Below are 18068 nucleotides of genomic sequence, written 5' to 3' on the forward strand. Positions count from 1 at the left end.
GGCGCATGCCAATTGGATCTTGGAATCTTGTTGCTCCTGAGCTCAAGAGAGAAATACCGTGTCCTTGTCGTCGGGTTGTCCTTCCAGACCCCCCTCGAGGTCGAGATATTTCTGGCGAAGTTTTTCCAATTGGGCCTCATCAGGCTCCCAATATCCCCGCTGTTGGCTTTCCAGCAACGTTTCCACCAGCCCGTGATAGGCCCAGCGATTGTTCTCCTCCATCTGCCGGCTTCGCGCTTCATCGGCCACATACGTTTCATGGAGCTGATCGAATACCCAAGGCTCAACTTTGCCGGTGGTTGCGGCCAGCCCCAGGACGTACTCGACGCGCTTGGCGATTTGCTGTGCCCCGTGATAAGGATGCTTCAGCAGCGCGTCAATCCATTTCGGATTGATCAGCCGGGTGCGTACGCCACGAGCAATCGAATGCTCCGCCGATTCGGTGACGGGCTGCTCTAGCGTCGAATCCGTAATATGAATGTCCGCCGGACTTCCCTTCACCATCGCTACCGATTTGGAGAGGCCGCCAAAATATTCGTAATAATGGTCGGAATCGGTTACCTCCCATTCATGGCTGGAGCGAATCTGTGAGACGACATCCACCGCCATCAACCGGATACGGTACAACTCCGGTTCCGCTTGCCCGCGTTCCTTCAAGCTGTAAACATACTGCTGACTGTCCGCATAGGCCTGACCCAGCTCGGACTCCTCGCTCCACTGCTTGGTCTCGATTAATCGGGTCATATTCGTCCCGTACTGGCCTTCCGCAGGGCCAAAAATGCGGGCGTTCGCCAAATCCCGGGCACGGTCCGGCTCGTAGCCGCCAGCCAGCAGCTGCTCCTCCGTATTTCGGGAGTGAACCTTAAACCAGTTCAGCTCATCCGGCTCCTCCAGCTCGGAGACACGCCGAAAGATTCGGTTTAAGTCCTCCAGCAGATTCGGGAACATATCGCGGAACAAGCCGGTCATGTGCACGACCACGTTGAGGCGCGGGCGGCCTAGCTCGGACAGCGGGATGATTTCGTATTCGGTCCGGAATGTTCCGATCGCTCCACCAACGCGTACTCCCATATAGCGGAGAACCTGCCCAATCGTCTCCCCTTGCGTCCGCGAGGTTTCCAGCCCCCATAAGACAACGGCCGTTGTTCCCGGATACTCCCCATGCTGTTCGACGTACTGACGAATCGAGTTCTCGGCGGTACGTGCCCCCCGTTCCGCGGCGGTCACGCTAGGTACGGCGCGCGGGTCAAAGGAGTAAAGATTAAATCCGGACGGCATCACCTCAGGGGAGCGAATCGCATCGCCCGCCAGCTTGGGACGGAGATAACGGCCCTCCAGCGCCTTGAGCATGCCTTCCAGCTCTTGGTTTTTGATGGAACTCTCATAAGCGCGATACCCGAAATCCAGTGCTTGCCGCACCGCCTCCCGCCACTCCGGCGGCTCCTCCAAGCAAGAAGCCGGGAGCGACTTCGTGGACAGGTACGTCTGAATCAGCTGCGCCGCCTCCTGATCGAGCCGGTGCAATTCGTCGAAGTGACCGCCGGCGGTAAGCAGCTCGACTTTTAACCCTTTTTGCTCCGCCAACAATCCACGCAAGGAGCGGATCGCCCCCCGCTCGTGTCGCAGCACAAACCGCATATACGCGGCAGCGGCTTCAGGGTCGTAACCCTCTCCAAGCACATGCAGCCCGCTTGGGATGAGGGAGCGTTGCATCCGGTACAGCTCCTCTTCCATCTCCTCCGGCGAATCCGCAGCAAAATGAAGCGCTTCGCTCGCTTCCTGCAGCTTGCGAAGAAGATCCCCGCATCGGTCGGGGTCCAGCTGCTGCGCCTCACGATATTCATGCAGCAGCGCATCAAGATGCGCCCATTCGCCGTACAGCTCGGCCTCGGTAAACGGCGGCGCCTGATAGCCCACCAATACCGCATGGCTGCGGCGTTTGGCGATCATCGCCTCCGAAGGATTCCCGATGTAGTAATAATACAAATGCGGAAGATCCCCGATGAAATCGTCCGGCACACAATCCCCTGACATTCCGGCTTCCTTCCCGCGCTGAAACTCCAGCGTCCCATGCGTCCCGATATGGACGACCGCATCCGCGCCCCACTGTTCGCGAATCCACTCATAAAAGGCCGTATATTGATGGGTCGGAAGCAGGGAGCGATCGTGGACGGATTTTTCAGGATCCTCGTGAATGCCGCGGGATGGCTGCAGCCCAATGAAAATACGGCCGTTGACGATACCGGGAATCAAGAAGGACTCCCCTTCCGTCATGATCTCGCCTGGCGGCTGCCCCCAGCGTTCCACAGCTTCCTTGCCCCAGGCGCGGGCGGCCAGCTTATCCGCGAAGTCGGCATCCGTGTAGCGAATCATTTGACCCTCTGCCTGTTCCAACGACGTCCACTGACCGGAATTCACCAGCCCCCCATCCACGAACCGGGAACGCAGCTCCTCCGCGGTCATCTCCTCGGTCTCATACCCTTCCTCCCGTAATCGGGACAACAAGCGGGCGACCGATTCAAAGGTATCCAGAAACGATCCGCCAAACACATTCGCCTCGCCGGGAGGATAGTTATAGCAAATCAGAGCCAGCTTCTTCTCCCGATTGGTTTTGCGGCGAAGCTCCAGCCAACGCCTAACGCGCCGAACCAGCTTCTCCACCCGCTCGGGGATTAATACCAGCTTGTTCAGAGCGATCCCTAACTCAGGATCCTCCCCCTCAGAACGCAAAGCCGCAATGGGATAGGTCTCAATCGCCCCGTCCAATTCCGGAAGCACGACCTGTACCATAAGTTGGGCTGGGTTTACCCCTCGGACAGACTGTCGCCACTCCTCTTCGGTCGTGCCGGACAAGATGAACGGATGCAGCATCGGGGCTCCCAGCTCCTCAAGCCAGGTTACTGCTCCGTCCGTATGGCTCGGGTCCCCCATGCCGTTCGGTGGCTTTTTTTCCGCCGAAGCTCCACCTCCGCCCGGACCAATCCCTAGACGGAAAGGAAGCAGGTTCACGATCAAATCAATCGACCGACCTCCCTCGGTTAACAGTTCCCCAAGCCGATCCAGCGAAATATTCATCACGGAAGGAAAAGCGATCGGCAAACAATCGGCAAATGCCTCGATTTGACTTGCGATCTCCCCGACGCACTCGCTGAGATCCTGTAGATTCCCATTTCCGTTAAAAAACAGCGCCACCGTGGGTCGCTTCTCCGAATATCCTCGGCTGTTTCGATAATCGGACAGGCTGGCGAAGCGAGTTCCGCTTTCAGGTTCAAGGATGCAGATTTCTTGGAGAAAAAACGGGTCGGCTGGAGCGGGCAGCAGATCGCAACCCCCGTATTCCCGGCCCGCCAAGCAGAGCAGGCCAAGTAGATTGGCCGTCCCTCCGCCCCGCCAATATTCCGTCATTTTCGTATATCGATTGTAGTCTACGTGATGATCCTGCCCACCCAAGACTTCCTTCGGATTCGTACCCATAGGAGGCAAATCATCGGCACTCAGTTGACCTAATCGAAGTAATGAGCGGATTTCACCGGTATCCCCACCGACGGGAACGAGATGTGCTGCTCCTTGCTGGAGGTGCTCCTTGATCAACTCCAGACTTTCCTTGGGAACGCCATGCGCATCAAAAATAATCATATCGAAGGTGTCTGCTGTAAGCTTAGTTTTTAGGTCTGCCGGCGCATCGACGGCCTCGCTGCCTCCTGGATCAATTACGGCCAGCATCAATTGCTGCCGTTGAGCTTCATCCAGCCTGCGGTACGCCGCCGACAAATGGGCTTGCGAAGCTTCGTTGTTTGTGATGACGAGGATGTTCAAGCTCTCATCTCCTTACCTTTTCGTATAAGATCGGCGTTGCCCGGCCTGCGTCCCTGCCGTCAAACTGCGGACAGCTTGCGCGATCCGGCCGGCTTCCAGTTCCTCCAGCCGGATGTACTGCGCTCCAAGAGCTTCCGCCAGCTTACGGGCATAACCTAGCCGAACAACCCCCTGCTCCGTATCAATCACCATCGTCTGAATCCCCTCGGTTGCCAAACGACTGCCCGCAGCTTGGATCTCCGGCCACGGATCGAGCCCCGAAGCGGTCCCGACATTCACTTTGCCATCTGTAAGTAAGATCATCGCCGGTACTAGCCCGCTTCCTTTATACAGCAGCGTCCGCAGCGTAGCCTCGCCTTTCTCCAGTCCGGCTACCAACGGGGTTCTTCCGCCGACGGGCATCGCCTTCAACCGGCGCTCGGCCAGCTCGACGCTGCGTGTAATATCGAGCAGCAGCTCCGCCCCGCGGTCGCGAAAGGCCACCAGGCCAACGCTGTCGCGCTGCCGGTAAGCATCGCGCAGCAGCGAGAGCACCGCCCCCTTGACCGCCTTCATCCGCTTGGCGGCATTCATCGAACCGCTGGCGTCAACGACGAAAAGCAACGCCGTTCCTGTGCGGCTCTCTCGCACTTTGACGCGCAAATCGCTGTACTCGACAAGAACGGTTGGACGTGGTCTTCCCTCGCCTTCCCCTCTATCCGCCGCGAGCTGCCGGCGCGCCTTTTGATAGGGCGCTGCCGCCCGCAGCGTGGCGTCAAGGGCCAGATCAACGACCGCTCCGCGCGGTGCCTCCGCACGAATATAACGTCCGCCCCGGCTGCTTTCGCTCGCCGGGTTGCGTTTGCCCGCCTTGGCCTGGTGGGACCGGCTGCGCGGCGGAGCAAAAGCAAGGCGTTGGACCTCAAAGCCCCGGCCCACCGCCTCAACAACAGCGCGCGCGGCAGCCGCAGCTTCGCCCGGCTCGCGCTCCTCGCCGGTGGCCGAGGCGCGCCTGCGCAAGCCGCGCTTCAAGCGCCTGCGATTCCGCGGCGAAGGCGCGAACAAACCCGCCCGGATCGCGCTCGAAGGCGAGCCTGCGGCGGACGATTTCCGCCCGTTCGGCCGGATCCGATAGCGCCCGAACGGACACATAGATCCCCCAGCGATCCAGCAAAGTGGAAGGGATCGCTCCTTCTTCCGGGTTCATCGTTGCAAACAACATAAACGAGGAGGGAACCCAGCGTGGCAGTTCTCCCCCTCCCTCTCCCTCTGCAGAATCATATCCACCTTGCTCAGCAGTTGACAAAATCCCTCGCAAGGTGCTTTCGCGCATCAGATTCGCTTCGTGAATCGTGAGCCAATGGCCGTCCGCTTCGTGAAGCAGCCCCGGAGCAAGCCGCCGCTCACCGAGGCGGATGGCCGCGGCTGTATCGATTCCGCCATACAGCCGCTCCTCGTCGACATGTAGTGGAACCGCCATCCGTCGGCGATCCGGCAACAGGTCGGCTAAACCGCGAATCAGCGTCGTCTTAGCTGTCCCGGGCTCCCCGACCAACAGCACCCCCGTCAGCCCAGGATTGACGGCGTGCAGCAGCAAGGCCTGTTTGGCTTGCTCCTGACCCACCACTGCGCAAAAGGGATAAACAAAAGCTTCAGACTGCATTCGCGGCCTCCGTCATCAACTCGTCAAGCAGCTGCTTCATCGTCTCCGCCTGAAATTCTCCATCCTCAAACGGCCGCTTGCGCATCCGATGCGGCATAACCAGCAGGGCCGCCTCCACCATATCCTCTGGCCGAACCCGGGTACGCCCTTCCCAGGCAGCAAGTGCCATGGCGGTTTTCATCAGGGTGATGTCCGCGCGATGACCGTCCACCCCCAGGCGAATCCCCACTTTGGCGGTCCATTCCAGAAGTTCGTCGGTCGGTTCGATTGACGCGAGTCGCTCGCGGGCGCTTATAATCCGTTCATAAAGCTGCTGCTGTTCCCGTTCGTACCCGCGGCGAAAGGCTGCCGGGTCCGCATCAAAGGCCAGGCGACGCTTGACGACCTCCATCCGATCCGCCACCTCCCGTTCTCCGGTCACTTCCACGGAAAGAGCAAAACGGTCCAGCAGTTGGGGTCTGAGCTCCCCTTCCTCCGGATTCATCGTACCGATGAGAATAAAACGAGCGGAGTGCGAATGCGATACCCCCTCCCGCTCCACGGTGTTCACGCCCATCGCAGCCGCATCCAGCAGCGCATCCACAATTGCATCATCCAGCAAATTGATCTCGTCGACGTACAGAATTTGACCGTCCGCCGCCGCCAGCAGCCCCGGTTCAAACCGCTTCTCCCCTTCTCGGATGGCGTGTTCGATATCCAGCGTGCCAACCACGCGGTCCTCGGTAGCGCTCACCGGAAGGTTCACGACCCGAAGCCCTGGCATCAGATCGGCAAGGGCGCGGACCGCCGTCGATTTGGCGGTACCTTTTTCCCCGCGGATCAACATCCCGCCAAGCCGCGGCTCAACGAGGTTTAGGAGCAGTCCTTTTTTCATCGCCTCCTGCCCAACAATCGCCGCAAACGGATAGATCTCCGGTTTCCCGTTCATCCTAATCCTCTCCTATATCTTCGATTTTCGATGTTTCCTTCCTGATCCAGCAGTCCCGTAACCAAGCAGCTTAAGCGAGCGGTTTCCGGGTCCTGCGTGATTTGTCCTTTTACCCCAAACACTTCACCCAGCGTTTGCTCGGTTAGCGTATCCGCCGGTTTTCCGCTCACATATACCTCCCCCTGGCTCAAAACCAGGATTTCGTCGGAAAAGGCAGCCGCATGATTCATATCGTGCAGCACCATCAGGATGGTGATGCCGTGCTTTTGGTTCAGTTCGGAAACGAGCTCCATGATCTCCCATTGATGGCTGACATCCAAATACGTGGTGGGCTCGTCAAGCAGCAACAGACGCGGCTGTTGCGCCAGCGCCAGAGCGATCCACGCCCGCTGACGTTCTCCCCCCGACAAGGCGGACAGCTTGCGATCCGCCAGCGATAAGGCTCCTGTCTGGGCCAAAGCCCAGTCAATGATCTCCTCATCCTCCCGGCGAAGGCCGGCCCAGGCCGGTTTATGAGGAAAGCGTCCATAGCCGACCAAGGTGCGCACCGTCAAGTCCGGCTGCTTCTCCTGGCTTTGCTGTAGCATGGACAAATATCTGGCCAGGCCGCGTCGGGAATAGCTGGCGAGGGGCCGATCGTCCAGCAGGATCGTGCCGCGGACCGGCTTCAGCTGTCCGGCGATCGCTTTCAGTAAGGTGCTTTTTCCGCAACCGTTGGGACCGATGATGCTATAGATTTTGCCCTTCTCCGCCTTCCAGCTGATCCGCTCGATCACCGGGCGGTGGTTGTATTTGACAGCGAGGTTATCCAGCGCCAACGCGGTCATTCGCCTTCCCTCCTTAATAAATACAGAAAAAACGGCGCCCCGAAAGCGCCCAGAATGATGCCGACCGGAAGCTCAATGGGTGCAAACAGCAAGCGGGCCAGCGTATCACAGACGGTCACCACGGCCACGCCAAGCAGGGCGGAAGCGGGCAGCAGCAAACGGTGGTCACTGCCAATGAGCAACCGGGCACAATGGGGGACAATCAGTCCCACAAAGCCCAGTAATCCCACGACGCTCACCGCGCTGGCAGCCAAAAGCGTGGCTACGGCCGTTAACATGAGGCGCGTGGCCTCCACCCTCACCCCAAGGCCACGCGCATGGGCATCGCCTAGCGCCAACAGGTTGAGGTGTACCGAACCGATCATCGCCAACGCCAGACCTGCCAGCGAATAAGGAAGCATCATCTGCAGCTCCGGCCAGCTTTTGGCCGACAATCCGCCAACAAGGAAGACGAGCGCGCCGTTGACACGGTCGCTGTAGAAGGTGAGCAGCGCCGAGATCCCCGAGCCGAGAAACGCGGATACCGCGACCCCTGCCAGGATCAGGCGAACCGGCTGAACCCCCTGTTTCCAGGCCAACGTATAAATGATTGCCGCCGCCGCCGAAGCTCCAAGGAAGGCAACCGGCGTCAGCAGCGGCCAGGCCTCCGGATATAGGATCAGAATCGTGATCCCAAGCAGCCCTGCCCCGGAAGAAACGCCGATAATATGCGGGTCAGCCAGGGGATTCCGCATCACGCCCTGCAAGATCGCCCCCGACAAAGCGAGATTTACGCCAACCAAAGCTGCAACCAGTGTGCGGGGCAAACGGATGTTCCAAATGACTTCTCGCAAGGGGCCGTCGAATCCATGAAACAGATACTGCCAAATTTCCCCCGGCGAGATGAAGACGGCGCCGGTCCCGATGCTCCAGGCGATCCCGAACACCGCCGCCAGCGCAATGGCCGTAAGCACGCCCCCTCCTCTTGCTGCGGTAAATAATTTGATGTTATTTTCCATTTCCATTTCCATAAATCTCGGGATAGACCAGTTTAGCTAAATATTCCACCGATTCGTTGAGCCGAAATCCCGGGTGCGACAGCAACAGGTTGGAAGGCAATATCGCCATGCGCTGTTCCTTAACCGCGCGCAGCGAAGCCCAGGCCGGTTGATTGGCCAGGTCGGATTCGATTTTCTTCTCTCCATCCTCACGAGCTCCATGAATCAGCAGGAACACATAATCCGGGTCCAGCTCCACGATTTTCTCTAAGCTAAAAGGGGCTGTGCTGGGACTCTTCTGTGAAGCCTCCAGCGTTGCCGCCACGTTCGTCATATGCAGCATTTCCGCAACTTCCAGTCCCACGGTATGCTCTCGCTGTACGGTAATGCTGCTGGGCGTCACGTTGAGCATGATAAAGCTAGGCGATGAGCCCGCCGGTACCTTCGCGGTCAACTCGTTAATTTGTCCCTCCAACTTGGCCAGCGCCTCCGTAGCTTTCGTCTCCGTATCGGCAAATTTGCCGAACAGCAGCGCCTTTTCCCGTAAATCTTCATACGTGCTGAGATTAAAAAGAGCAAAAGGAACGCCGCTCGTCTCCAATACGCTGGTCAGATCCCGATGGAACGAGGTGGAGCCGAGGACGAGATCCGGCTTTAAGGACAGTAATTTCTCGGTATTCACCGTGGTGATGCCTCCAACTTCTTCAAGCGACTTCGCTTCCTCCGGCACCGTTCCCCCGGTTGAAGTGGCCCGGGCGATGGCGGTACCGTCGACGGCATACAATAAATCAAGCAACTGCGGCGAAAGGACGATGATCTTCTTCGGACGTGACGGAAGCGTGACCTCACGTCCAGCATCATCCGTAAACGTAAGAAACGTCCCGGTTTCCCCCGGATCCCCGGCGGACGCTGCCTCCGTGGCTTGCACCGTTGTCGCCGGCGAGTTGGCGGCGGTTGTTTGGCTTGGCTGATCTCCTGCTGGCGATCCGCACCCTGCAGCTAATGCCAAGAGCACCCCCCCTAACAAACCACCTGCCCATGTTTTGACTGGTCTCCTTTTGAAACCCGAAGCTTGCGATTGATTCATATGTAAAAGCTCCTCTCCTTTCCTTAATCGTAATTATTACGATGTAGACAGTATAATCACCCCTACTTTTGCTTGTCAATCCAAATTCCAAGAATGGAACTGCCAATTTTTCTCTTGTTATTTGTAATGATTACGATTACTATAGGGACAAATAGCACTGTTTACCGGTTGTTGAAGGGGTTAATTTCTCATGTCATGGCTTTCATCCGAGGTTTCGAATAACCTGCTCACGTTCAAAACGATGTTTATCAGCATTTTTCTGGAGGCACTTCCCTTTCTCTTGCTTGGGGTTATCGTATCCTCCTTGCTGCAGTGGTTTGTTTCGGAACGTTTAATCTCCAAAATGATTCCCCGCCACCCGTTGCTCGGGATCTTGTTTGCTTGTTTCTTTGGGGTGATTTTTCCCATTTGTGAATGCGGGATGGTCCCGGTGATTCGCCGATTGATCGCCAAAGGCATGCCGGTGTACATCGCCACGGTGTTTATTCTTAGCGGGCCAATCTTGAATCCGATCGTTTTCTTCGCGACTTACACGGCCTTTCGCACTCGTCCCGAAGTGGTATACTCCCGAATGGGCTTAGCTCTGGTCGTCGCCTTGGTTATCGGCCTGCTCGTCTACCGGTTCATTCGATATCAGCCGCTCCGCTTCAGCCTGGATACGCTCTACGAAGAGGACCTTCGCGATCGCAGCCATGAATCCTGGACGGATAAGCTCACGTCCCGGCTCATGCATCTGTGTAACGAATGGTTTGAGATGACCAAATATCTGACGGTGGGCGCCCTGATTACGGCCCTGATCCACACCTTTGTGAGCACGAGCCAGCTGGCGGCGTATGGTCAGGGGCCCGTCTCCTCTCACCTTTTGATGGCGGGCTTCGCTTACCTGCTGTCGATCTGTTCGACCTCCGACGCCTTTGTTGCTTCTTCTTTTGTGAATACCTTTTCCGTGGGATCACTCCTTACCTTTCTCGTCCTTGGCCCGATGCTCGACCTGAAAGGAACGCTGATGCTCTTCTCCGTCTTCAAGACGAAATTCGTCCTAACCCTTGGAGCGATCATCCTCGTCGTGGTGCTTGCTTTTAGCATCGGATGGGATCACATCGTGCTCCGATCATTTTCCTAGAGGTGGCCAATCATGAGAGAACAACGATCGATCACAGCGCTGCATCATCTTGTCAGAGCGATTCTGTTGCTTGGCCTGTCCATCCTAATCGCCTACCTCGTTGAGACGAACAACCTTCAACTCTACATCGGTGTACGCATCCGCCCTTTGGTCAAAATATCAGCCCTGATCGTTTATGCTTTGGCAGTCATCCAGGGCTTTATTGCCTACCGAATTTATCGCGGTTCAGCGGTTATGGATTGCGATTGCTGCGAACCTGCTCCAACGAAATCCTGGCCTAAGGCGGGTTTCCTTTACGGGATGATCGCTTTGCCACTGCTGTTGGGCTTTTTGCTGCCGGATACCGTCCTGGGTGGCTCTTTTGTAGACAAAAAAGGCATCGTGTTCACCTCGTCCATTCCCTACGGCAGTGCAGGATATTCCTCGCAACAGGCCGCGGCTGCTGAGGTTGCCGATCCGCCGGAGGAGGCCGTTTCGGGGAAGGAAACGCTGAGCGACAGCTCGGAGATCTCTCCTGAAAAAGAGGCTCCCTCCGATGAATCTTTGGACGAACGGTTTCAAGCGGACGATGATTTTACACGGGATTTAGCCGAATTGGCGAAACGCATTTATGTATTGCCGGTGATCGAGGTCAAACCTGAAATCTACATGGAGATTCTCTCGGCGATCGTGTCGTTTAAGGAGCCGTTTCTCGGCAAGGAGATGGAAATCTCCGGCTTCGTGTATCGCGAACCGGATCTTGAGGAGAATCAATGGGTGATCGGGAGGATTGCCGTCCAGTGCTGCACGGCGGATGCGACGCCTTATGGCGTATTAATGGAGTTCGACGGGACTTCGCAACTAAAAGAGGATGCATGGGTCAAGGTGAAAGGCACTCTCGGCCAGACGAAGTATCACGGAAATCCCATTATTCAACTTGAGGCCGCCGAGGTCGAGGTTATCGAAAGGCCGGATAATCCATACATTTACCCCAACTTTGATTTTTTGAATGTAGATATTCCCTAGAACGTGATTTCATGGTTTGAAGAAGGAGATGCTTCGAATGCGTACCCCCGTGATCCTGCTTAGTGGTTTTTTAGGCAGTGGCAAAACGACGCTGCTGCTTGAGCTGATGAAGGAACTGCATGCCCGTGAGCTGAAACCGGCGGTCCTGATGAATGAGCTGGGCAAGGCCGATGTGGACGGCCGGATTTTATCCGAATCCACCCCCGACTTCCCCTTGGAGAAGCTGTTCGACGGCTGCATCTGCTGCAGCAAAAAAAGCGAAATTTCCGGCGCACTCCAAAGCCTATTGGCGCTTGCCCCCGACGTCATTGTCGTCGAATTAACCGGAGTCGCCAATCCTGAGGAGGTCGTGGATGCCATGGCCGAGCCGGAGCTCCTGAACAAATTGCGTTTACATAAGATCGTGACCGTGCTGGATGCCGAGCATGCGCTGGAGTACAACAGCATCTTTTCCTCCGATCGCCAACTCGTGCGTACACTCCGTCGCCAGCTGGAAGTGGCGGATGTGATCGTCATCAATAAAACCGATCTTGTATCGCCAGTCCAATTGACGAAAGTTAACCGCATGATCCAAAAGCATAACGAGCGTGCCGTGCTCCATCCTTCGGTTCACGCCAAATTTGATCTGGAAGGGGTCATTCGGGGATTGGATCCGCTGCATCAGCAAGCGCAGAGATCCAAAATGTTGAAGGTGGTATCCACAGGGTATCCCCTCGCTCCAGCCGGCGGTGCCGGCTTGCACGAGGAGCGTGAGCAGGCTTCTTTTTCCCGTATTCAAAGTATTGTCGTGCCCCTTTCCGCACAGGTCCCTTTATCGCTGTATCAGCTGGAGAAGCTGCTTAGAAGCCAAGGGAGCCGGATACTGCGCGCCAAAGGGTATGTATCTTTGGATGACTCCCCCGAGGCAACCTTGATTCAATACGCCGGACGACGGATTCAGCGGGAACGCTCAGGTTACACGGGCCCTCATTATCTGGTGATCATCGGATACGAAATGGACGAGACCGCGTTGCTGGAGGAATGGCAGACTTCTATCAACCCCAATCCTCAAAATGCTCCTCAAGAAATCTGACTTCCTTCTCGTAGTGAGCCAGGTGCCCTTCCTCAACCAGCTTGATAAAAGCCGGGTCTCCGGCAGCGGCACGTTCGGATAAAGTGCTGCACATGGCTTGGATTCGGGAGATCACCCATTCCTTGAAGTCGCTTGGTATATCGATCCCGTAGGATTGGAAGAAGAGTTCGATCCTTCTTTTTCGCAAAGTCGCATGAAGTTCCCGGTCATAAGGAACCACCTCGCGGTCCTTATCCCCTGGGGCAAATCCAGCGAGGGGAACCGAGGTATACAGGGTGTAGGCGATATCCCACAACCGCGGACCGGGTCCGGCCATGTCGAAATCGATCATTCCCACAGGCTGTTGATCGTTAAACACGATATTGTACAAGGCCGCGTCATTATGACAGACGACTTCATTTCGCGTTTCATCTGGGTATCGGTTGACCGATTCATGGGGGGTTACAAAACCTGTTGTGGCATCATGATAACTTCTCAAAAGCTTCGCTAACTGGGTTAGCACATGGTCCGACCACATATAGGGTTCAATTTCGGGGTAGTTGTTCCCCGGCACATCACCTTCCAGATAAGTCAGGATTTCTCTCCCCTGCTCATCTCGCCCCAAAAATCTCGGAGAGTGAGCAAACCCTTGGGCTTCAAGGTGTTTCAGCAAATCATACACATAAGGGTTGGGATCTGCCTTTCTTCGCACGGTCCCCCCTACTTTTACGACCTGATTGATATTACCGCCGTTTAACATTTCTTCGTGTTCGGACATGATGTACACCTCCCGTCGATGGCCCTACTTCGGTTTCATGGTTTCTTTATGTACTATCGGAATTGTATTCGAAATTTCATATATAATTTGGGCGCTGGCGACGAAAAATCCGAAATGTATTCGGTTTTTCATATAGATTTAGGCCAAAACCCTTGAAAGTGCGCAAATCTATATGAAATTTCATATACATTGCGATAAAACCGACGAAATCGCCAAAATGTATTCGGTTTTTCGACCAAACTACTCCCAAAGACGCTTTACATCCATTACCTTATCCCCGGTAACCCCTAGCTCATACACATCTGGATTCGTAAGCCGGCTCCACGCCTCGTACCCAAATGAAGAGTCATAATGTTTCAAAATCAAGGACATGAGATTCCCGTGAGTCACCACAACGAGATTCATTTCCGGTCGTTGAACCAAGTCTTCCATAACTGAGATTCCCCGAGTCATTGCCTCCCATGAGGATTCCCCACCCGGCAGCTTCATATCGAGATCATCAAACGACTTCCTTAGTTTATCCATCCAATCTGGCATCCCCTCGGACGACAGAATTCTCTCACGAAGACGATTATCTCTATGTATTGGCAAACCTAACCGTTGTGCTAGTGGTTGAATCGTTGAGATCGCTCTTTGATAGGGGCTGCAAACTATCCAATCTATGAATTTGTCCTCTAAAAAATCCGCCAACTGCCCCGCCTGAGTTACTCCTTCTTGCGTTAACTCCGCCGAGGCTTCTTGACCACTCGCCTTACAATGTCTAATTAAGTAAATCCGCTTCAAGGATGTCCCCTCCCTAAGTTAGGATTGGTAAGGAAAATACCTTCTCCCGGTTCATGTTACCCTCTCCCTGCCTTCCATTGCTTATATAACTGCTCCATGGAAGTGTTCAGGATCGTCTCCAAGGCGTAAGGATCTCTAATGAGTTCATTTAACGAATCCAGTCCATATTCATCAACAATAAATTGGACAATTAATCCACTATAGAAATAGGCTGAACTTCCGTAATCATCAAAAAAGGTGGCACTTTGAAGCTGTTCAAATGTTGGAATCTCGCGGAATTGATGTGTTTTATCCAAATCTGCCTCAAGCTGCAAAGCAGCGTAATAAGCCGTGCCTTCATCCAGCCATTTCATCTGTCCAACCACCGGATTTATTTGTTGGATGATCGCATGAACAAATTCGTGAACTAATTGATCCATATAGTCTGAATGTAAAGAAGGGACAAATCGGATTTGTGACGGGGTAAACACCTTAATCGTTTGATCCTTGGCATCATACGTCCCTTCCGTTTGACGGCCTATGGATTCATAAAATTGCGCCTTGTCGGTATATACATGAATCTTCGTTTTCTCAGAGGGACTGAAGTGGAACATGCGGGTTAACCGTTCATAATGGGACTCATAATGTAGAGATAACTCTTCAACAACTTGTTGAACATCATCCTCTTGACTTGGAGAATAGAATTTTCCATGTTGGGTTTCTTGAATGAGTAAGAGTTCATCTTCATTTGCTCCATTGCCTTGGTTGGTGCCAGAACAAGAACCTAATAGCAGTAACGTGAATATACTCCATGCTGCAAAAGCATGCTTCAATTGCTTTCCCCACTCTCTTGTGTATGTAATAACTCCACTTGCCCAAGAACCCAGCCCTGGATCGCTTTTATCTTCGGCCGGGTCGTCTGTTGGGATTGGCTCTACTCCCTAGATTTTAGGTATGCGGTACACCTTATCGTATAGAAGCGCCTTGCACGCCAAGAACTCGTTCTCTGCGAGCGACTTCGGATAGCTCATGATTTTCAGCGGTAGATCCTCTTCTCCAACCCGTAACGGTGGCTGAACATAGTCATAATCATTAAGACGGAATCCAAGGCGCTCATAAAACCGGATTCGGCGACAAGAGAGCGTGTCTTCCGGCAGTTCCACCTCGAGTATAGTCAATTTCTTCGACTCACTTAAATACTTGTTCATCAGCCGTTTCCCAATTCCCCCACCTCGCACAGAGGGATCTACGGCCAGATGCTCAATAAAGCGAAACAGCGGAAATTCCCATGCCGCCAAAAAGGCGATCATCTGCCCCTGCTCATCGGACTCGGTCATCAGCCGATATTCGGGGTGCTGCAGCAGCTCCTTTTGTCCGGATGGGGTTCGATATTCGTTCTCCGGAAAAGAAGCTGACATCATCTCATAAACGCGCTCAAAATCATTCATTCCGCTAACTGCACTTCCTTCATCTTGTTCAATTATCAAAAAAGGCCTTCGGATATTGGAGTTCCCCTTGATAAGTCCGGATCCGCTCGACTAACTTTGACTCCTCCTCCCGCTCCCCGAAAGCATGGAAGTGAAGTGTAAAGATCGCTTGGACATCACTTGGTTCTTCCGCTCTGATCCTCATAGACCTGGATTCCACTCCTCTTTTAAAAGCCCATAAATCACTTTATCCATGTAACGATCGACGAACCTTTCCGCTTGACGCAAGATGCCTTCCTGAACAAATCCGAGCCTTTCCGGGATGTTTCGGCTTCTTGTATTGTCAGGGTGAACTCGAATCTCGATTCGATGGAGCCCCAGCTCCTCAAATACATACTTAATGATTTCACGGCAGCATCGGCTGATGATTCCTTGCCCTTCATATTCCTGCGCGAGGTAATACCCGATTTCGGTGGTTTGATCCATCCGGTTGATATGTACGAAACCAATTGCCCCAACTAATTGATCCTCTAGCCAGATACCGCACCAACCGCCATTCCCGGCAGCCTGCTTCTGAATCGTTCCGGCTATGAACGCACTGGCATCGTTCACGGTATGGGTATGATAAGGGAATTCAAGCCACTCGCCAAAATGATCCCGGTTCGCTTGAATAAGCTTAAACAAATCATCGGAATGGCTGGGGTTAAATAATTCAATCCGCAGCTTCTCATCTACGCTTCTCCGCATGCAAATCCCCCCTACTAAAAGATTCCTTCCGTGAACTTCGGATACACAAAAGAACAGATGAACGTGGCAATAATCATGATCATCAGGATTCTTGGATACCTCTCCTTCAGCCCACGGACCGTTTGGTACAAACAGAGCAATAAAAGAGGAATCGAAATCAAAGAGGTGATATGCCACCCTGTCTTCGCTTCCTTCGACCAACTCCCTATTCCAATGTCGTCTAGGAAAGAGTCAAGAAAGGAATATCCGTGACTGTGGTTGCTTGCTAAGATCAACAGTAGGAAATATCCCGCCATCCATAACCAACCTTTATACACCTGATGACCGCGTTTCATTCCGCAGCACCTCCCTTGCTGATGGTAGGGCTCCTGGGATTCCGTATGAAAGCTGGACCCTTCCATAATTATACAACCGATCCGGTGAAGGCGATAGCGACGATTCCTTTATAAAAAAGAGAACCCCGCTATCGCAGGGTCCGTTCATCTCATGCGTTTAGGATTCCTCCATCAGCTTCGCCTTGATCTCAGGGACGGACATCCCCTCGGAGCGAAGTTGCTTGATCCGCAAGATCCGCTCCACCGTCTCTACCCGCCGGTACCGGCGCGTCAAATTCTCCTCGGCTTGCTCGAACGGCAGCATCCCTTCCTCCGTGTAGAACTTCAGGGTGCTGTAGCGGGTTGCCGTCAACCGCGCCAATTCGCCAATCGTGACGAACTCCGAAGCTTCAATGGCTTCCATGGATCGTTGTCTGGACATGGGGGCAGGACTCCTTTAGATCGGGCGTTTCGGAAGCAGCCGTACCCCTTGGATCGGTACGCGCACCGTTACATAATGCGGAACCACTTCATAAACCAGATTGTCAATTTTGATCGTGGGGATCTCCCCCTCCTTCAGCACCGTAAACACGTGGCCTTGCGCTTCAAGCCGATTCTTGACGGCCTCCAGCCGTTGCTTGGAGTTAGAGAACCACGCCTCCGTCTCGATAAAAACCGCCTGCGAACGGTCCAACAACGGGAACAAGAACAACATGCCGGTGCCAACCGTCGAGCGAATAAACGATCTCTTTATCCGCAGGGCATCCTTTACCGCGATTTCCCATCCCCGGTAGATTTGAATCGGAAAGATCATATGGGCCAACGAATGGCTTGTATCCAACTCCCCTATTCTCGTCGCCACAAGGTCCAGTTCATTCCGCGAAAAGAGATCCGGCAAGCAGCCGCTTTCCCGCAGCAGCCATAATAGGCAAACCGCATCATCGCTGACCGGTCCCTCCTCCAGGATCTCCGCCCGGAACCCTTCCGTAATCCTCGTATATTCATCGATCGGACAGCGGTACTCCTTGATCGACACGCCTGCCGACTCATAAAACATATCGCACCCGAGCAAATTCGGGATCTCCTCCATCCTTCCCAGATCGGCAAGGCCCTTCGCCATGACGAGTTCGAAACGGGCCAGGGTCCGCTTAGGCAGCGAGGAAGCCTTCTTTAACCACCACGGCAGCTTAGGTTGACGGTCGCGCGCTTTCGATCCGACTGCTTTCAAAATCAACTCCCGGTAAGCCAAATCTCCAGTTGAAATCTCCTTCCCCGGCACCACCGCACCTTCGATGTGGCCTTTCGCCCCAGCGGTTAACCCATCCTCCAGGTATACCTCCAGGATGACCGCTGCCGCTATCGTACGGAGCGAGATTTTCTTAACGGTAGTCATCATATTGCTTCGCTGCGCGTTCAGCGCAATCATCGAGAAACGCTGGGCTAAGGTAAGCTCCTTCAACTCTGCCATCGCCAAACTCCCCTATCGTTCTGGAATTGTGTGATCCGCCAACTCTTACATCCGTCTCATGTTCCAACTTCACATATCGCTTATCACTTACTACTTACTACTTACTACTTACTACT

General features: G+C 54.4%; 18 protein-coding genes. 3 read left to right on the plus strand and 15 right to left on the minus strand.

The annotated features are described in order from the left end of the window. Nucleotides 1–42: 42 nt before the first annotated feature. From BN3277_RS19590 to BN3277_RS19620, 7 genes are read right to left on the minus strand one after another with little or no spacing between them, the layout of a single operon-like run. A complete protein-coding gene (locus BN3277_RS19590) occupies nt 43–3816 on the minus strand; it encodes a cobaltochelatase subunit CobN (RefSeq protein ID WP_059045623.1) in 3774 nt (1257 codons plus the stop codon). A 12-nt stretch (nt 3817–3828) separates the two neighbouring features. After that, nucleotides 3829–4827 (minus strand): vWA domain-containing protein, encoded by a 999-nt coding sequence (locus tag BN3277_RS19595; RefSeq protein ID WP_187380108.1) that lies wholly within the window; start codon nt 4825–4827, stop codon nt 3829–3831. After that, the gene (locus tag BN3277_RS19600) at nt 4739–5458 is read right to left on the minus strand and encodes an AAA family ATPase (RefSeq protein ID WP_059045626.1); all 720 of its coding nucleotides are present in this window, start codon (nt 5456–5458) and stop codon (nt 4739–4741) included. The genes BN3277_RS19595 and BN3277_RS19600 overlap by 89 nt, the downstream gene beginning before the upstream one ends. Continuing rightward, nucleotides 5448–6386 (minus strand): magnesium chelatase ATPase subunit I, encoded by a 939-nt coding sequence (locus BN3277_RS19605; RefSeq protein ID WP_059045628.1) that lies wholly within the window; start codon nt 6384–6386, stop codon nt 5448–5450. The genes BN3277_RS19600 and BN3277_RS19605 overlap by 11 nt, the downstream gene beginning before the upstream one ends. Beyond that, nucleotides 6383–7213, minus strand: coding sequence for an ABC transporter ATP-binding protein (locus BN3277_RS19610; protein WP_059045630.1), 831 nt, complete (start codon nt 7211–7213; stop codon nt 6383–6385). The genes BN3277_RS19605 and BN3277_RS19610 overlap by 4 nt, the downstream gene beginning before the upstream one ends. Continuing rightward, complete coding sequence (locus tag BN3277_RS19615) at nt 7210–8166, minus strand: FecCD family ABC transporter permease (RefSeq protein ID WP_232436473.1); 957 nt, start codon at nt 8164–8166, stop codon at nt 7210–7212. Before BN3277_RS19615 ends, BN3277_RS19610 begins: the two co-directional genes overlap by 4 nt. Before the next feature lie 34 nt (nt 8167–8200). Then, the gene (locus tag BN3277_RS19620; protein WP_232436515.1) at nt 8201–9205 is read right to left on the minus strand and encodes an ABC transporter substrate-binding protein; all 1005 of its coding nucleotides are present in this window, start codon (nt 9203–9205) and stop codon (nt 8201–8203) included. A gap of 262 nt (nt 9206–9467) precedes the next feature. Here BN3277_RS19620 and BN3277_RS19625 point away from each other — a divergent pair, with 262 nt between their 5' ends. The 3 genes from BN3277_RS19625 to BN3277_RS19635 are packed head-to-tail and all read left to right on the plus strand — an operon-like array spanning nt 9468 to nt 12477. Beyond that, entirely contained in the window at nt 9468–10400 is a 933-nt protein-coding gene (locus BN3277_RS19625; protein ID WP_059045636.1) for a permease, read from the plus strand. A 12-nt stretch (nt 10401–10412) separates the two neighbouring features. Beyond that, a complete protein-coding gene (locus BN3277_RS19630; RefSeq protein ID WP_059045638.1) occupies nt 10413–11405 on the plus strand; it encodes a TIGR03943 family putative permease subunit in 993 nt (330 codons plus the stop codon). Between the two features lie 37 nt (nt 11406–11442). Beyond that, complete coding sequence (locus BN3277_RS19635) at nt 11443–12477, plus strand: CobW family GTP-binding protein (protein ID WP_059045640.1); 1035 nt, start codon at nt 11443–11445, stop codon at nt 12475–12477. Here BN3277_RS19635 and BN3277_RS19640 read toward each other — a convergent pair. The 8 genes from BN3277_RS19640 to BN3277_RS19675 form a co-directional block, all read right to left on the minus strand. After that, nucleotides 12440–13234 carry an aminoglycoside phosphotransferase family protein gene (locus BN3277_RS19640; RefSeq protein ID WP_059045642.1) on the minus strand — a complete coding sequence of 265 codons (795 nt, stop codon included), beginning with the start codon at nt 13232–13234 and terminating at the stop codon, nt 12440–12442. The genes BN3277_RS19635 and BN3277_RS19640 overlap by 38 nt on opposite strands. A gap of 240 nt (nt 13235–13474) precedes the next feature. Then, the gene (locus BN3277_RS19645; protein ID WP_059045644.1) at nt 13475–14017 is read right to left on the minus strand and encodes a histidine phosphatase family protein; all 543 of its coding nucleotides are present in this window, start codon (nt 14015–14017) and stop codon (nt 13475–13477) included. Nucleotides 14018–14073: 56 nt separating this feature from the next. Continuing rightward, nucleotides 14074–14829 carry a gluzincin family metallopeptidase gene (locus BN3277_RS19650; RefSeq protein WP_148501091.1) on the minus strand — a complete coding sequence of 252 codons (756 nt, stop codon included), beginning with the start codon at nt 14827–14829 and terminating at the stop codon, nt 14074–14076. A 108-nt stretch (nt 14830–14937) separates the two neighbouring features. Next, the gene (locus BN3277_RS19655; protein WP_059045648.1) at nt 14938–15444 is read right to left on the minus strand and encodes a GNAT family N-acetyltransferase; all 507 of its coding nucleotides are present in this window, start codon (nt 15442–15444) and stop codon (nt 14938–14940) included. A gap of 180 nt (nt 15445–15624) precedes the next feature. Next, nucleotides 15625–16170 (minus strand): GNAT family N-acetyltransferase, encoded by a 546-nt coding sequence (locus BN3277_RS19660; RefSeq protein WP_059045649.1) that lies wholly within the window; start codon nt 16168–16170, stop codon nt 15625–15627. Nucleotides 16171–16184: 14 nt separating this feature from the next. Continuing rightward, entirely contained in the window at nt 16185–16505 is a 321-nt protein-coding gene (locus BN3277_RS19665; protein ID WP_059045651.1) for a hypothetical protein, read from the minus strand. 157 nt (nt 16506–16662) lie between these two features. Then, on the minus strand, nt 16663–16926 hold the full coding sequence (locus BN3277_RS19670) for a helix-turn-helix domain-containing protein (RefSeq protein ID WP_059045653.1): 264 nt from the start codon (nt 16924–16926) through the stop codon (nt 16663–16665). Nucleotides 16927–16941: 15 nt separating this feature from the next. Beyond that, nucleotides 16942–17952 carry a GPP34 family phosphoprotein gene (locus BN3277_RS19675; protein ID WP_059045654.1) on the minus strand — a complete coding sequence of 337 codons (1011 nt, stop codon included), beginning with the start codon at nt 17950–17952 and terminating at the stop codon, nt 16942–16944. Between the last annotated feature and the right edge of the window lie 116 nt (nt 17953–18068).

This window comes from Paenibacillus rubinfantis (assembly GCF_001486505.1).
Taxonomy (GTDB): domain Bacteria; phylum Bacillota; class Bacilli; order Paenibacillales; family Paenibacillaceae; genus Fontibacillus; species Fontibacillus rubinfantis.

Excerpts from the sequence above, each read along its gene's own strand:
- BN3277_RS19600 (WP_059045626.1), bottom strand. The coding sequence starts at position 5,458 with ATGCAGTCTGAAGCTTTTGTTTATCCCTTTTGCGCAGTGGTGGGTCAG.
- BN3277_RS19605 (WP_059045628.1), bottom strand. The coding sequence starts at position 6,386 with ATGAACGGGAAACCGGAGATCTATCCGTTTGCGGCGATTGTTGGGCAG.
- BN3277_RS19610 (WP_059045630.1), bottom strand. The coding sequence starts at position 7,213 with ATGACCGCGTTGGCGCTGGATAACCTCGCTGTCAAATACAACCACCGC.
- BN3277_RS19625 (WP_059045636.1), top strand. The coding sequence starts at position 9,468 with ATGTCATGGCTTTCATCCGAGGTTTCGAATAACCTGCTCACGTTCAAA.
- BN3277_RS19630 (WP_059045638.1), top strand. The coding sequence starts at position 10,413 with ATGAGAGAACAACGATCGATCACAGCGCTGCATCATCTTGTCAGAGCG.
- BN3277_RS19635 (WP_059045640.1), top strand. The coding sequence starts at position 11,443 with ATGCGTACCCCCGTGATCCTGCTTAGTGGTTTTTTAGGCAGTGGCAAA.
- BN3277_RS19640 (WP_059045642.1), bottom strand. The coding sequence starts at position 13,234 with ATGTCCGAACACGAAGAAATGTTAAACGGCGGTAATATCAATCAGGTC.
- BN3277_RS19655 (WP_059045648.1), bottom strand. The coding sequence starts at position 15,444 with ATGAATGATTTTGAGCGCGTTTATGAGATGATGTCAGCTTCTTTTCCG.
- BN3277_RS19660 (WP_059045649.1), bottom strand. The coding sequence starts at position 16,170 with ATGCGGAGAAGCGTAGATGAGAAGCTGCGGATTGAATTATTTAACCCC.
- BN3277_RS19665 (WP_059045651.1), bottom strand. The coding sequence starts at position 16,505 with ATGAAACGCGGTCATCAGGTGTATAAAGGTTGGTTATGGATGGCGGGA.
- BN3277_RS19670 (WP_059045653.1), bottom strand. The coding sequence starts at position 16,926 with ATGTCCAGACAACGATCCATGGAAGCCATTGAAGCTTCGGAGTTCGTC.
- BN3277_RS19675 (WP_059045654.1), bottom strand. The coding sequence starts at position 17,952 with ATGGCAGAGTTGAAGGAGCTTACCTTAGCCCAGCGTTTCTCGATGATT.